Origin of the sequence: Methylobacterium sp. Leaf117, assembly GCF_001422985.1 — a bacterium.
GTDB lineage: Bacteria > Pseudomonadota > Alphaproteobacteria > Rhizobiales > Beijerinckiaceae > Methylobacterium.
The window spans coordinates 258,446-272,558 of sequence record NZ_LMNL01000001.1 but is presented as its reverse complement, the minus strand read 5'-3'; the positions used below and the strand labels follow the sequence as shown (position 1 = coordinate 272,558).

The following is a 14,113-nucleotide window of genomic DNA, read 5'->3' as shown; positions in this document are numbered from 1 at the left end:
GTTTCAACTTGGGAGTTCTCCATGCGCCACCCCGTTCTCGCCGCCCTGACCCTGGCAACGCTGTTCGGTGCTTCCGCCGCCCAGGCCGAAACCACGGTGATCCACCGTGATGCGCCCGACACCGTGGTCGTCGATCGCCCCGCCTCCGAGAGCCGCACGGTCGAGCGCCGCGAGTCGAGCGACGGCTGCTCCTCGAAGACGGTGACCAAGGAGAACGACCTCGGCGACCGCAAGACGGTCACGAAGGAGAGCTGCGACTGATTTCGTCGCTTTAGTCCGGCTCGATCCATGACCCGTTCCGGCCTTGGCCGGGACGGGTCATGTCCGTTCAGAGGTCCTTGGTGTAGCGCCAGGCTTCCATGCCATCCTCGTAATAATCCGGGATGACCGCGAACCGCACGTAGCCGCGGCGCTCGTAGAGGCGGATGCCGGCGCCGTTGTCGGCCCGGACCTCGAGGCGCAGCCGGGTGCAGCCATGGGCCCTGGCATCGTCCTCGGCGCCGTCGAGTATGCGGCTGCCGAGGCCCAGACCCGACCGCAGCGGCGAGACCGCGATCGACGAGAGTCGCGCGTTGCGGCTGCCGCGCCGCCGCTCCAGGGTGGCCGCGCCCACCAGAATGTCCTGCTCCGCCCCGTCATCCATGATCGCCACCAGCACGGTCATGCTCGGCGACCGGATGGCGTGCCGGATGGAGCGGCGCTCGGCCCGGTCACCGGCGAAGGCCGCATGTTCGAGGGCGACCAGCGCGTCGAGGTCGGCCGGCGTGGCGACCCGCAGCGTGACGATGGGGGGCGGCTCCGCCTTCGGCGAAGGCGCGCTCACGTGGCGGTCCAGGGACAGGTCCAGGTTTCCGTCAGCGCGCGGCCGCCCGCCTTGAGGAAGGCCCGCAGATCGGTCGATTGCCCGGTCGATTCGAGAGCCACATCCACGGCGGCGCGAAAGCCGTCGATATGCGGATTCGGCACCAGGGAGGTGGCGGTGATCCGGCCCGCCGAGGTACCGGCCACGATCTCGACCTTGGCCGGATCGGGACGGTAATAGCCGAGTTCGCCGCCGGCGAAATCGATGAGGAAGCGGCGTACGAGACCGCCCTTGATCTCGGCGGCCTTCGCGGTTCCGCTCGCCACCGGCGCTACGCTGAAGGTGTTCACCACCTGCCCGCCGGGATGCAGGGTCTCGCCGCCGACCGTCCGCACCCGGTAGGCGAGCCGCACCGGCGTCCCGGCCGGATAGGCTTGAGCCGGCCGCCAGCAGGCGACGATGTTGTCGTTCACCTCCGTATCCGTGGGCAGTTCCATCAGCATCACGGCGCCCTCGCCCCAGGCGCCCTCGGGCTCGACGAAGTAGCCGGGGCGTCGGCTATAGGAGGCCTCCAGGTCCTGATAGGCCTCGAAGTGGCGGTCACGCTGCAGCAGCCCGAAGCCTTTGGGGTCGCGGTCGGCGAAGGTCGAGATGCGGCGCGCGGCCGGGTTCTCCAGCGGGCGCCACAGCCACTCGCCGCTGCCCGCCGCGATCTGCAACCCGTCGGAATCATGGAGTTCCGGCCGGTAATCGTCGGTGTGGCTGTGGTCGTTCTCGCCGATGAAATACATCGAGGTCAGCGGCGCGAGACCGACCGTGGCGAGATCGACCCGCGGGTTCAACGTCGCCGTCACGCCGACGCTGGTCTCGTCGCCCGGCCGCACGGTAAAGCGAAATGCGCCCGTCAGCGAGGGACCGTCGAGGAGCGCGTCGATCACCAGCGCATCGGCATTGGTCTCGGGCTGGGCGATCCAGAACTCGCGAAACACCGGGAACTCCTCGGGTCCGCCGACGCCCTCGACATTGACCGCGATGCCGCGCGCCGACAAACCGTAGAGCTGGTCGCGCCCGAGGAAGCGGAAGTAGCTCGCCCCCAGGAAGCTGATCAGTTCGTCGAGCAGGTTCGGCTTGTTCAGGGGGGAATGGATGCGGATTCCCGCGAACCCGAGATCGAGCGGCAGCGCCCGGTCGAGCTTGGTCCGGCCCAGGTCGTAGAGGCTGCCCTGATAGGGGATCGGCGTCGCCACCCCGCCGCGCACGAGGTTCACCGTCACGGGGCGGTTGTAGAGGAAGCCGAGGTGGAAGAGCTGGAGCCGGAACGGGCTCCCCTCCCCCAGGAACGCCTTGTCGGGCTTGAAGCGGATATCGCGCCAGGCATCGTAGTCGAGCTTGGCGATCGGCGCCGGCAGCGCCGGAATCCGGGCGTCGTAGGGAAGTTTGGCGAGGTCGCTGGCGCGGCGCTCCACATCGGCGAAGCCGAACGGGGTTTCGGGCCGCCGGTCCGGCGGCTGCGCCTGCCCCTCCGCGGTACCCGCGACGAAGGCCGCGGTCGCCGCCAGACCCTGGACGACGGAGCGCCGGTTGAGTTCTGTCATTGGCCTGCGACCCGGTGCGTCCACGCGTGAAAACCGTGCGCTTGATGGCCCGTCCGCGGCCCCTTGGGAAGAGCCCATCGGCGCGGTCAAGAAAACCGGCGCGGCGTTTATGCAACAGCCCTGGCTGCTCACAGCAGAAGGTTGGTGAAAAACACGGCTTTCCCTTGTGGCCGGAACGCCCTGACCGTATATGCGCCTTGCCCAATTTCGCACGTGCCTGTGGCCGCGTGTCGGTTGGTGGGCATCCGGCCAACTGCCGGACAGCCGCCAGGGGTCTTAAAGGATCGATGGTCGACAGGGTGGATTCCCTCCGGCCGGCATCCAGGTGGCAACACCGGACCCCGACAACAACCGGCAGCCGGAGGCGAAACCGGCGAACCCCGCTCTCCACGGGGGACGCAGCTTAAAGCAACGACGAACGGGCTTTTTTGGTCTCGTCGGCCCTCCAAAGGCCGGCACCGAAGAGGCTTGTTTCTCTTTGCCCGGCGTGCGGTGGGGGTCCTCCCTTCCAATCCAAGGCAGCTTCCGGGTGCTCTCGCGCCCGCTGCGCTTCGCGTGTCTCCAAAGCACGCGATGCGTCGCGACGCAGCGCCCCCAGACGCCGGACGACTCGCGTCGTCCTGACATTCGACAGCGCGCCCCGTGAGGGCGGCCGCGAACCTGTGGGTTGGAACGACCATGACCGATCGTATCCGCGATTTCCTCCGCGCCCGCCGCGACATGGGCCAGGACGAAGGGCCCGTGATGGTGCTCGACCTCGAGGTCGTGCGCGACAACTACACCGCGTTCGCGCGCGCCCTGCCGGACACCCGCGTGTTCTATGCGGTCAAAGCGAACCCGGCTCCCGAGGTGCTGCGCCTGCTCGCCGAGATGGGCTCCTGCTTCGACACGGCCTCGGTGGTCGAGGTCGAGATGGCGCTCGCCGCCGGCGCCACCGCCGACCGGGTCTCGTTCGGCAACACCATCAAGAAGGAGCGCTGCATCGCCCGTGCGCTCAAGCTCGGCGTGCGCCTCTTCGCCGTCGATTGCCAAGCCGAGGTCGAGAAGATCGCCCGCGCCGCCGACGCGGTCGGGGTCGAGAGCGCCGACGTGCAGGTGTTCTGCCGCATCCTGTGCGACGGGGCCGGGGCCGAGTGGCCGCTGTCGCGCAAATTCGGCTGCGTGCCGGAGATGGCGGTTGACGTGCTGGAGCACGCCCATCGCCAGGGCCTCACCGCCTACGGCGTCTCCTTCCATGTCGGCTCGCAGCAGGGCAACACCGGGGCCTGGGACGGGGCACTGGCCTCCGCCGCCATGATCTTCGAGGAATGCGCCCAGCGCGGCATCAGCCTGTCGATGGTCAACCTCGGCGGCGGCTTCCCGACCAAGTACCTCAAGGCGGTGCCGGGCGTGGAATCCTACGGCGACGCGATCTTCCGCGCGCTGACCAAGCACTTCGGCAACCACATGCCCGAGACCATCATCGAGCCGGGCCGCGGCATGGTCGGCAATGCCGGCATGATCGAGGCCGAGGTCGTGCTGGTCTCGAAGAAGTCGGAGGCCGAGGACGAGGTGCGCTGGGTCTATCTCGACATCGGCAAGTTCGGCGGTCTGGCCGAGACCATGGACGAGTCGATCCGCTACGCGATCCGCACCGAGCACGACGAGGACCGCATGACGCCCTGCGTCCTCGCCGGCCCGACCTGCGATTCGGCCGACGTGCTCTACGAGAAGGTGCCGTATCCGCTGCCGGTGTCGCTCTCGATCGGCGACAAGGTGCTGATCGAGGGCGCAGGTGCCTACACCACCACCTATGCGGCGGTGGCGTTCAACGGCTTCCCGCCCCTTCAGCAATACGTCATCTGAACCACTCTACGGTCGTGACGCGCAGGTCGGGCACCCTCCAGCGAGGGTGCCCGGCGGTGGCCTCCCACATGCTCGCCCCGTGCGCATCCTCCGCGATGGCGCCCGGATCGTTTCGTCGCCTGCCCAACGTTCGGGAAGGGTGCGGCCTTGGTCCAGATCCGTGATGAGAAACCCGCCGACCTCGTCGCCCGGGAACGACTGCTCGACGCCTGCTTTGGCGAGGCGCGACGCCTGAAGACCTCCGAGCGCCTGCGCGAGGGGCGTCTTCCGGCCGAGGGGCTGGCCCTGGTGGCCGAGCAGGACGACCGGGTGATCGGCACCGTCCGCCTCTGGCACGTGGAGGCTGGCCTCGGCCGGTCCGCCCTGCTGCTCGGCCCGCTCGCCGTCGATCCGTCCCTTCAGGGCATCGGTCTCGGCACGATGCTGATGCACGCGTCTCTGCGCCGGGCGACGATCCTCGGTCACGGCGCCGTGCTGCTGATGGGTGACGCGCCGTACTATGCGCGCTTCGGCTTCTCGCCGGCGCTGGCGGAGGGGCTGTTCATGCCTGGTCCGTTCGAGCGCGATCGCCTGCTCGGGCTCGAATTGCGGCCGGAGACTTTATCGGGCGCGCGCGGCATCGTGCGAGCCACCGGAGCCTGGGATGATTCGGCACCCGACCGCACGGACACAGCGGACGTGGTGGCCTTGCCGATCGCCGAACCGATCATCGGCGAGCGGCCATTCGCCGTGGCCGGTGCGGCCTCGCGACGACGAGTGGCCTGACGGTCGGCCCGACGCCGCACCTCAGATCGCGGAGTGATGCTCGGCCTTGGCGGCGAGTTCGCAGCGACGCTGAAAGGCGGCGTCGTGGCGACGGCCCATCATGCGCAGGATGGAGGCGGCCAGCGTAATGATGCCGGGATCGCGATCGATCGGCTCGTCGACGGGGGCGGCAAGGCGTGCGGTGATCAGGGAAAGCATGGCGGCGGTCCGTGGCGTCGAGGGACGGACGCTTCCTCGCTGTCGACCCCTCTGAAGACGGGGATCGGCGTTGTTCTGTTGCAGTGCAATATCGGAGTGTCGGAGGCGGTCTGCAATCCGTTGCGGTGGGACGGCGACCCGCGTCCGACACATGGGACGATTCAAGGTTCCGTAACCCCTGCGTCGAGCCCGGCCCGTCGCGCAGGTGGACGCCGATCCGGTCGGGGAGTTGACCCTGCGGGCCGCAAACGTCACTGAGCCCGTCGCTTGTTCGTCATTTGCGGCGCCTAAGCACGGCGCTCGCCGAGCGATGACGACGAATTGAGTATGAGAAGGATCGAGTGCTGATGACCGAAGCCGCAACCTCCTGGCCCGTCCACGGCCGCATCACCGGCCCCATCGTGATGATCGGCTTCGGCTCCATCGGGCGCGGCACCCTTCCGCTGATCGAGCGCCACTTCGAGTACGACAAGGCCCGCTTCACCGTCGTCGAGCCGTCCGATGCGCACAAGGCGCTGGCCGACAAGCATGGCCTGCGCTTTGAGCAGGTGGCGCTCACCAAGGAGAACTACCGCGAAATCCTGACGCCCCTCCTCACCGAGGGCGGCGGCCAGGGCTTCTGCGTCAACCTCTCGGTCGACACCTCCTCGCGCGCCATCATGGAACTGTGCCGCGAACTCGGCGCCTTCTACATCGACACCGTGGCCGAGCCCTGGCCGGGCTTCTACTTCGACAAGAACAAGAGCCAGGGCGACCGCACCAACTACGCCCTGCGCCAGGACATCCTCGACGCCCGCGCGGCGAGCCCGGGCGGCATCACCGCCGTCTCGTGCTGCGGCGCCAATCCCGGCATGGTCTCGTGGTTCGTCAAGCAGGCGCTCCTCAACGTCGCCGGCGATCTCGGGCTGAAGACCCCCGAGCCGAAGGACCGCGCCGGCTGGGCCGCGCTCATGCGCGAGGTCGGCGTCAAGGGCGTGCACATCGCCGAGCGCGACACCCAGCGCGCCAAGTCGGCCAAGCCTATGGGCGTGTTCGTCAACACCTGGTCGGTGGAAGGCTTCGTCTCCGAAGGGAACCAGCCGGCCGAACTCGGCTGGGGCACCCACGAGACCTGGAAGCCCGACAACGCCCGCGAGCAGGAGAAGGGGTCGCGCTGCGCGATCTACCTGCTGCAGCCCGGCGCCGACACCCGCGTGCGCTCCTGGACCCCGACCGCCCAGTCGCAGTTCGGGTTCCTGGTGACGCACAACGAGGCCGTCTCGATCTCCGACTACTACACCGTGCTGGAGGGTGAGCGCGCCGCCTACCGCCCGACCTGCCACTACGCCTACCACCCGGCCAACGACGCCGTCCTGTCGCTGCACGAGATGTTCGGCAATGGCGGCAAGGTTCAGGAGAAGCACCACATCCTCGACGAGACCGAAATCGTGGACGGCATCGACGAGCTCGGCGTTCTCCTCTACGGCCACGCCAAGAACGCCTACTGGTACGGTTCGCAGCTCTCCATCGAAGAGACCCGCCGCATCGCCCCCTACCAGAATGCCACCGGCCTGCAGGTGACCTCGGCCGTGCTCGCCGGCATGGTCTGGGCCCTGGAGAACCCGGAGGCCGGCATCGTCGAGGCCGACGAGATGGACTTCCGCCGCTGCCTCGAGGTGCAGACCCCGTATCTCGGCCCCGTCGTCGGCGTCTATACCGACTGGACCCCGCTGACCGGTCGCCCGGGCCTGTTCCCCGAGGACATCGACACCAGCGATCCGTGGCAGTTCCGGAACGTGCTCGTTCACGGCTGATCGGCCTGCGACTCGCCTGATCGGTTCCCGGCGCACCGTTGGTGCCGGGGACTGAACCCGACACGACGCACCCCGACCCCGTTGTGCGCTGGACTGACAGACGTCTACGATGGCATCGCGCTCTGACGCGCAGATCCGTCTTCGTCTCCAGCCAGGACTGCATTGCCCGGTGCCTCACTTCGAAGATTTCTATGCCGCCAAGCTGCGTGGCTCGCTCGGCGTCACCGACGCCGAATCGGTGCTCGACCTGCGCGGGGTGAACCGACCGACGGCGGAAGCGTCGCTTGCCGACATGCTGGAGCGCAGCCGGTTCGGGAAGGGCAAGACGGTGGCGCTCCGTCTCGATCCTCCGCCGGAGGGCGGCGGCGAAACCCTGTTCCAACCGATCGGACGGCTTCTGCTCGACGCCAAGCGCAAGGGTCTGGTCGATCGCCTGCAGACCCTGCCGGCTGGCGACGGCCTCGGCTTCTACGTGGCACTATCTGGCAAGGCTGCGCGTTCCTCCGACTGAACCAGTCGTGGAATACCAGGAAGCGCCGTGTTTTCACTTGGACTCAACACAATCGAGCGTCTGGCTCGGTTCGGATACGGCGCGCGCGGCGTCGTTTACTGTCTGGTCGGCGGCCTCGCCCTGTTGGCGGCGATCGGCCGGGGGGGACGCGCGGGCGACAGCGAGAGCGCCATCCGCTGGGTCCTGGCCGGGCCGTTCGGTGCCGTGCTGGTCGGCCTGATCGCCGTCGGGCTCCTGGGATTCGCGATCTGGCGCCTAGTCGAGGGCGTCACCGACGCTGACCGCCGCGGCACGTCGCTCAAGGGCAGCATCGTGCGCCTCGCCCATCTCCTCAGTGCGGTGATCTACACCGGTCTCGCGATCACCGCCGCGAGTCTCGCCCTCGGTCTGAGCCGAGGCGGCGGCGACAAGGCGCAGGACTGGACCGCTTGGCTCCTCGCCAAGCCGTTCGGGCTGTGGCTCGTCGGCCTGATCGGCCTCGGCGTGATGGGCGGCGGGGTCGCCTTCCTGGTGAAGGCCTTCAAGGGCGACGTGACCGACCGCCTGAAGCTCGACGCCGACCATTGCCGCTGGGCCAAGCCGATCGGGCAGTTCGGCTATGCCGCGCGCGGCATCGCGTTCCTGATCATCGGCGGGTTCTTCATCGCGGCGGCCTGGTACCAGGCCTCGTCCGAAGTGAAGGGGCTTGCCGGTGCCTTCGCGGCCCTGCGCGCCCAGCCCTACGGCTGGGTCCTGCTCGCCATCGTGGCGGCCGGACATTTCGCCTTCGGAGCTTTCGGCCTGATCCAGGCGCGGTTCCGCCACATCGATGCGCCCGATATCGACCAAACGGACGACGCCGTCGCGGCCGCCCTCAAGGCGGTCCGCTGAGTCGCGCCCACGGAACCAACGCGCGCATCGGTCGATTGAGGCGCAGTTCGTGCGTCCAGGTATTGAGGCTGATGGTGCCGCCCCGATGCGCGCAAGAGGGGGAAGCCCAGTTGTCCATTCGTTCGACCATTCTCGCCGGCAGCCTCATGGCGCTCGGCCTCGGCCTGACCGCCGCGCCCGCCTCCGCGCAGGGGATCTCCATCGGCCCCGGCGGCGTCCAGGTCGATCCCGGCTACCGTCGCGGCTACGATGATCGCGGTCCGCCGCGCAGCGAGCTGTCCCGGGGCGAGGCGGCGCGGATCGCCCGGCGCGAAGGCCTCGTCGATGTCGACGGCGTCGACCGGCGCGGTCCCCGGATGATCGTCCGCGGCTCCGACCGTCGCGGCGACGACCTGACCGTGGTCATCGACAGTCGCTCCGGCGACGTGCTCGACGTCCGCCGCTGATCGACAGCCTATTTCGCGACAGAGCCCGGCGCGGTGCCGGGCTTTTTTTATGTCTGGTTTCCGTTCGGTCCGTGGCCGGCCAGGCTCTCCCGGGCGAGCCGCACCAGCCCGTCCCGGGCGGCGGTAGCCGGGGTCCAGCCGAGGTCCAACAGCCCATCGGGCCGCGCCACCAGATCGCCGGCCAGCCGAGCGTAGAGGGCCTCCCGACCGGTGAGGCGGCAGGCGAGGCCGAGCAGGCTCCTCGGCACCGGCACCAGACCCGGCCCACGCCCGAGACCGGCCCGCAACGCCGTGATCATGTCCGGCAGGGTCAGGGCATCGGGTTCGGCGACGATCAGGGGCCGGCGCAGCGGGCCGGGCGCTTCGAGAACCGCCGCTACCGCGGCGCCCAGGCTCTCGACCGAGACCAGCGAGCGCCGACCGTCGAGGCGCCCGAACGGCAGAGGCGCCGCCGAGCGGGCCAGTTGCATCAGGCGGGCGACATTGCCTTTCGCGCCGGCTCCGTAGACCAGGACGGGTCGCAGGGCGACCCAGTCGAGATCGGTCCCCGCCAGGGCTGCCTCGGCATCGCGCTTCGAGCGTCCGTACGGCTCGGTCGGCGCCGGCAGGTCTGTGTCCGTCACGATGCCGGACGCCGCGAAGCCGACCTGGGCTCGGATCGACGAGAGGAAGACGAAGCGGTTCACGCGGGCGCGGGCGGCGGCTTCGGCGAGGCGCAGCGTGGCTTCGGTGTTCGAGGCGCGGAAGTCGTCCTCCGGCGTTCCCGACATCGCATGGGCAAGCCCGGCCGAATGCACGATCGCGTCGACGCCGGCGAGCGCTGCCGCCATGTTCATCGGCCGCGTCAGGTCCCCGACCACGGCGCTGGTGGCGCCCTCCGGCATCGCGACCGGCCGGCGCAGCAGGACCCGCACGCGATAGCCCCGCTGCGACAGGCTGTGGAGCAGGTGGCGCCCGATGAATCCGGTGGCGCCCGTCAATGCGATCAGCCGTGCGACCACGATCGGGTTCTCCCTAGGGCAGTCTCGCGGTGACCTCGATCTCGACCTTCATCTCGGGGCGCAGCAGGCCCGCCACGATGGCGATGGTGGCGGCCGGCCGGACATCGGCCAACACCCGCCCACAGATTCCGAGCACCGCCTCGGCATCCGCGCGATCGGTGACGTAATAGGTCGCCCGCACGATCCCTGCCAGCGACGACCCCGCGTCCACCAGCGTGGCGTCAATCGTGCGCCAGCAGGCCTCGGCCTGATCCTCCGCCGAGTCCGGCATCGTCATCGTGGCGTAATCGTAGCCGGTGGTTCCGGCCACGAACACGTCGCCATCCTGCACCACGGCACGGGAATAGCCGTAGGCGGTCTCGAAGGGCGACCCCGAGCTGATCAGGCGGCGCGCACTCATCCGCGTCGCAGCGCCTCCAGCACCTTGGCACCGGGACGGCCGGTCGCCGGCATGCCGAGGCTGCGCTCGACCTCCTTGATCGCGTCGCGGGTCTTCGACCCGACCTTGCCGTCCGGCTCGCCGACGTCGAAGCCGCGCTTGGTCAGACGGGCCTGGAGATCGCGGCGTTCGGCCCGGGACAGGGGCGGATCGTCGGTCGGCCACTCCGCCTGGATGCCCGCGCGGCCGCGCAGGCGATCGGACAGCACCGCGATGGCCAAACCATAGGATTCGGCGGCGTTGTAGGAGTAGAGCGCGTCGAAGTTCTTCGTCACCAGGAAGGCCGGCCCGTCGCTGCCCGCCGGCAGCAGGATACCCGCCGGCCCGTCGCCCGAGAGCGGGCGGCCGTCGATGCGAGTGACGCCGAGGGAGGCCCAGTGCGCCACCGGCTTCTTGTTCTTGCGCCCGGCGGCGCCGGCGTTGAAGCCGCGCGGGACCTTGACCTCATAGCCCCAGGGCTGGCCGTTGTTCCACTTGGCGACGCGCAGGAAGTTGGCCGTGGAGGCGACGGCGTCCGGCACCGAATCGACCAGATCGCGACGTCCGTCACCATCGCCGTCGACGGCGAGACGCTGGTAGGTGGTGGGCATGAACTGGGTCTGGCCGAAGGCGCCGGCCCAGGAGCCGTTGAGGCGCGAGGGGTCGATGTCGCCGCGCTCGATGATCTTCAGGGTGGCCATCAGCTCGCCCTTGAAGAAGTCCTTCCGGCGGTGATTGGCGCAGATCAGGGTGGCGAAGGACTGGACCAGCGGCATCTTGCCGAGGTTCTTGCCGAAATTCGACTCGACGCCCCAGACCGCCGCGATGGTGTGGCGGTCGACGCCGTAGCGCGCCTCCGCGTTGGCGAGCGCCTGTGCGTGCTGACGCATCGCCGCCTTGCCGTCGTCGACACGCTCCTCGTCGACCAGGGCGGCCATGTAATCCCAGATCGGAGTCTTGAACTCGGGCTGAGCCTGGGAGAGTTCCAGCACCTTCTCGTCATGCGCGATGCCGGCGGTGGCCGCCCGGAAGGTCTGGGCCGAGATGCCCTGCGCCGCGGCCTGCGCCTGGAGGTTGGCGAGGCAGCCCTGAAAATCGGCCCGCGCCGGAGCGGAGATCGACAGGAGGGCCGCAGCCATCCCGAGGGAGAGGGTCGCCGTCTTGCCCGGTCGGCCGAATGCCATCGTGTTCTCCGCCACTACGTACCCATCGATCGTGAGCGGCGATTCAGGCGATACCAGGGTTAACGAACGGTTGAGGGCGAGACCGATTCGTTGGGGTGATGGCTTGGTGCTCTCGGGGTGTTGGGTATCGCTTGGCCAACTCAGCCTGTTGGATCTGCGCACAGCGTACAGCAGCCCCCAACACAACCTCAGGCAGAATGCCGATATGATGGCGGAAACCACTCGGAGCACTGCGTCATCCCGGGGCCGCGCAGCGGAGCCCGGGATCCAGAAACTCAGGTGGTACCAGGCCTTACACTGTCGGCGGCTATGGATTCCGGGCTCGCCTGCGGCGCCCCGGAATGACGGAGCGCCACGGACTTTCGATCGCCCGGTCTTGCCGGGAGGCGTCTTGCCGCAGCTCCTCAGGCGAACCCGCGCGCCGCCAGTTTCTCCTCGTAGGCGTCGATCTTGGGCGCTCGCTTCAGCGTGAGGCCGATCTCGTCGAGGCCGTTGAGCAGGCTTTCCTTGCGACCGGAATCGATGTCGAAATGCAGGGTGCCGCCGTCCGGACCCTTGATGGTCTGGGCTTCGAGATCGACTGAGAGCGTGGCGTTGGAGCCGCGCTCGGCATCCTCGAACAGCTTCTCCAGGTCTTCCGGCGAGACCGTGATCGCCAGGATGCCGTTCTTGGCGCAGTTGTTGAAGAAGATGTCGGCGAAACTCGTCGAGATCACGCAGCGGATGCCGAAATCGGTCAGGGCCCAGGGCGCGTGCTCGCGCGACGAGCCGCAACCGAAATTGTCACCGACGACGAGGATCCGGGCGTTGCGATAGGCCGGCTTGTTGAGGACGAAATCCGGGTTCTCGGAGCCGTCGTCCCGGTATCGCATCTCGGAAAACAGGCCCTTGCCGAGGCCGGTGCGCTTGATCGTCTTGAGATATTGCTTGGGGATGATCCGGTCGGTGTCGACGTTGATGATCCGCATGGGCGCCGCGACGCCCTCCAGGGTGGTGAACTTGTCCATGATGCCGGTCGCCGTGGTCTCGCGATGGGCGGCGGCCTCATCCCCGGACGAGGCAGGTGCCGCATGTGGGCCGACCTCTATCAGGCGGGCGACGACGCCGAAAGACGGGGCTTCGCGTCTCGCGATCGTCGCCCATCGGGCCTATGCTGTGCGCAACACCAGGGGAACAGCCATGAGCGAAACCACGAACCAGTTCAAGAAGGCGCCGAAACGCAAGAAGGAGAAGGCCCGCACGGTGTCGGTCTCCCCCGAGATGCGCCAAGCCTACGCCGACCTGATCAAGCAGAAGGAAGAGCGCGAAGAATACGCCAAGCACCTGCCCTCCGAAAAGGGCAGGTGATCGTCTGGTGTCGGGTATCGGGTATCGGGTATCGGACCTTAGCGCTTTCCGGCCTCGACCACGTCCTCGACCGTGCGCAGACCGGCGCGGGGGGCGTTGACGAGGCAGGCCATGTTGCCCGGGGCGTGCTGGTTCTTCCACATCTTGGTGTGAGCCTGGGGAATCTTGTCCCAGGGGAAGACTTCGCTCATGCACGGGTCGATGCGCTGGTCGAGGACGAACTGGTTCGCCGCCGAGGCCTGCTTGAGATGGGCGAAGTGCGAGCCCTGGATACGCTTCTGGCGCATCCAGACGTAGCGGGCGTCGAAGGTGATGTTGAAGCCGGTGGTGCCGGCGCAGAACACGATCATGCCGCCGCGCTTGGCCACCAGGGTGGAGACCGGGAAGGTCGATTCGCCCGGATGCTCGAACACGATGTCGACGTCGTTGCCCTTGCCGGTGATCTCCCAGATCGCCTTGCCGAACTTGCGGGCCTCCTTGAGCCAAGTGTTGTATTCAGGGCTGTTCACCTTCGGCAACTGGCCCCAGCAATCGAACTCCTTGCGGTTGATCACGCCCTTGGCCCCGAGGCTCATGACGTAGTCGCGCTTGGTGTCGTCGGAGATCACCGCGATGGCGTTGGCGCCGGAGGCCGCGCAGAGCTGGACCGCGAACACGCCGAGGCCGCCGGACGCGCCCCAGACCAGGACGTTCTGGCCCGGGCGCACGGTGTGGGGGGCGTGGCCGAACAGCATGCGGTAGGCGGTGGCGAGGGTCAGCGTGTAGCAGGCCGCCTCCTCCCAGGTCAGATGCTTCGGGCGGGCCATGAGCTGACGCGACTGCACCCGGCAATACTGCGCGAACGAGCCATCCCCGGTCTCGTAGCCCCAGATGCGCTGCGAGGGCGAGAACATCGGATCGCCGCCGTTGCACTCCTCGTCGTCGCCGTCATCCTGATTGCAGTGGATGATGACCTCGTCGCCGACCTTCCAGCGCTTCACCTTCGCGCCAACCTTCCAGACGATGCCCGACGCGTCCGAACCGGCGATGTGGTACTCGCCCTTGTGCACGTCGAAGGGCGAGATCGGCTCGCCGAGGCCGGCCCAGACGCCGTTGTAGTTGATGCCGGCGGCCATGACGTAGACGAGCACTTCGTCGTCGCCGATCTCCCAGACCGGGAGGACTTCGAGCAGATGCGACTGCTCCGGCGGTCCATGGCGCTCGCGCCGGATCGCCCAGGCATACATCTTCGCCGGCACGTGACCGAGGGGCGGGACCTCGCCCATCTCGTACAGGTCCTTGATTTCAGTCGTGCTCGACGCAACGCTCGCGGCCATCTTGGCTCTCCCCGTGACTTCT

Annotated in this window: 16 protein-coding genes; 8 read left to right on the top strand and 8 right to left on the bottom strand. The window is 68.3% G+C overall.

All coding sequences use genetic code 11. From position 1 onward, the window contains the following. The first annotated feature begins 21 nt into the window (after nucleotides 1-21). Nucleotides 22-261: a hypothetical protein gene (locus tag ASF57_RS01200; RefSeq protein ID WP_056479048.1), complete on the top strand. Its 240-nt coding sequence runs from the start codon at nucleotides 22-24 to the stop codon at nucleotides 259-261. A 67-nt stretch (nucleotides 262-328) separates the two neighbouring features. Here ASF57_RS01200 and ASF57_RS01195 read toward each other — a convergent pair whose 3' ends face one another. Together ASF57_RS01195 and ASF57_RS01190 are read right to left on the bottom strand one after the other, a co-directional pair. Then, complete coding sequence (locus ASF57_RS01195) at nucleotides 329-823, bottom strand: GNAT family N-acetyltransferase (protein ID WP_156375912.1); 495 nt, start codon at nucleotides 821-823, stop codon at nucleotides 329-331. After that, nucleotides 820-2,397 carry a glucan biosynthesis protein G gene (locus tag ASF57_RS01190; RefSeq protein WP_056479045.1) on the bottom strand — a complete coding sequence of 526 codons (1,578 nt, stop codon included), beginning with the start codon at nucleotides 2,395-2,397 and terminating at the stop codon, nucleotides 820-822. The genes ASF57_RS01195 and ASF57_RS01190 overlap by 4 nt, the downstream gene beginning before the upstream one ends. 678 nt (nucleotides 2,398-3,075) lie before the next feature. Here ASF57_RS01190 and ASF57_RS01185 point away from each other — a divergent pair. Together ASF57_RS01185 and ASF57_RS01180 are read left to right on the top strand one after the other, a co-directional pair. Next, nucleotides 3,076-4,242: a type III PLP-dependent enzyme gene (locus ASF57_RS01185; protein WP_056479042.1), complete on the top strand. Its 1,167-nt coding sequence runs from the start codon at nucleotides 3,076-3,078 to the stop codon at nucleotides 4,240-4,242. 147 nt (nucleotides 4,243-4,389) lie between these two features. After that, a complete protein-coding gene (locus ASF57_RS01180) occupies nucleotides 4,390-5,007 on the top strand; it encodes an N-acetyltransferase (protein WP_056479039.1) in 618 nt (205 codons plus the stop codon). Between the two features lie 21 nt (nucleotides 5,008-5,028). Here ASF57_RS01180 and ASF57_RS26305 read toward each other — a convergent pair whose 3' ends face one another. Further along, on the bottom strand, nucleotides 5,029-5,205 hold the full coding sequence (locus ASF57_RS26305) for a hypothetical protein (RefSeq protein ID WP_200935791.1): 177 nt from the start codon (nucleotides 5,203-5,205) through the stop codon (nucleotides 5,029-5,031). 347 nt (nucleotides 5,206-5,552) lie between these two features. Between ASF57_RS26305 and ASF57_RS01175 the strand changes: the two genes are divergently transcribed. From ASF57_RS01175 to ASF57_RS01160, 4 genes are all read left to right on the top strand, one after another. Beyond that, nucleotides 5,553-6,998 (top strand): saccharopine dehydrogenase NADP-binding domain-containing protein, encoded by a 1,446-nt coding sequence (locus tag ASF57_RS01175; RefSeq protein ID WP_056480111.1) that lies wholly within the window; start codon nucleotides 5,553-5,555, stop codon nucleotides 6,996-6,998. 169 nt (nucleotides 6,999-7,167) lie between these two features. Further along, nucleotides 7,168-7,509: a hypothetical protein gene (locus tag ASF57_RS01170; RefSeq protein ID WP_056189478.1), complete on the top strand. Its 342-nt coding sequence runs from the start codon at nucleotides 7,168-7,170 to the stop codon at nucleotides 7,507-7,509. A gap of 27 nt (nucleotides 7,510-7,536) precedes the next feature. Next, the gene (locus ASF57_RS01165; protein ID WP_056189480.1) at nucleotides 7,537-8,379 is read left to right on the top strand and encodes a DUF1206 domain-containing protein; all 843 of its coding nucleotides are present in this window, start codon (nucleotides 7,537-7,539) and stop codon (nucleotides 8,377-8,379) included. A 110-nt stretch (nucleotides 8,380-8,489) separates the two neighbouring features. Further along, the gene (locus tag ASF57_RS01160) at nucleotides 8,490-8,825 is read left to right on the top strand and encodes a PepSY domain-containing protein (protein WP_244476759.1); all 336 of its coding nucleotides are present in this window, start codon (nucleotides 8,490-8,492) and stop codon (nucleotides 8,823-8,825) included. Between the two features lie 47 nt (nucleotides 8,826-8,872). On the opposite strand, the gene ASF57_RS01155 is transcribed toward ASF57_RS01160, so the two are convergent. The 4 genes from ASF57_RS01155 to leuD form a co-directional block, all read right to left on the bottom strand. Continuing rightward, nucleotides 8,873-9,826 (bottom strand): NAD-dependent epimerase/dehydratase family protein, encoded by a 954-nt coding sequence (locus ASF57_RS01155; protein WP_056479037.1) that lies wholly within the window; start codon nucleotides 9,824-9,826, stop codon nucleotides 8,873-8,875. Nucleotides 9,827-9,839: 13 nt separating this feature from the next. Then, a complete protein-coding gene (locus tag ASF57_RS01150) occupies nucleotides 9,840-10,226 on the bottom strand; it encodes a RidA family protein (RefSeq protein WP_056479034.1) in 387 nt (128 codons plus the stop codon). Then, entirely contained in the window at nucleotides 10,223-11,383 is a 1,161-nt protein-coding gene (locus ASF57_RS01145; protein WP_244476791.1) for a lytic murein transglycosylase, read from the bottom strand. The genes ASF57_RS01150 and ASF57_RS01145 overlap by 4 nt, the downstream gene beginning before the upstream one ends. Nucleotides 11,384-11,832: 449 nt before the next feature. Then, nucleotides 11,833-12,435, bottom strand: coding sequence for a 3-isopropylmalate dehydratase small subunit (gene leuD / locus ASF57_RS01140; protein ID WP_056189704.1), 603 nt, complete (start codon nucleotides 12,433-12,435; stop codon nucleotides 11,833-11,835). A 172-nt stretch (nucleotides 12,436-12,607) separates the two neighbouring features. Between leuD and ASF57_RS26300 the strand changes: the two genes are divergently transcribed. After that, nucleotides 12,608-12,775: a hypothetical protein gene (locus ASF57_RS26300; RefSeq protein WP_200935790.1), complete on the top strand. Its 168-nt coding sequence runs from the start codon at nucleotides 12,608-12,610 to the stop codon at nucleotides 12,773-12,775. A gap of 38 nt (nucleotides 12,776-12,813) precedes the next feature. Here the strand turns inward: ASF57_RS26300 and ccrA are convergent, their stop codons facing one another. Then, complete coding sequence (ccrA, locus tag ASF57_RS01135; RefSeq protein ID WP_056189493.1) at nucleotides 12,814-14,091, bottom strand: crotonyl-CoA carboxylase/reductase; 1,278 nt, start codon at nucleotides 14,089-14,091, stop codon at nucleotides 12,814-12,816. Nucleotides 14,092-14,113: the final 22 nt, after the last annotated feature.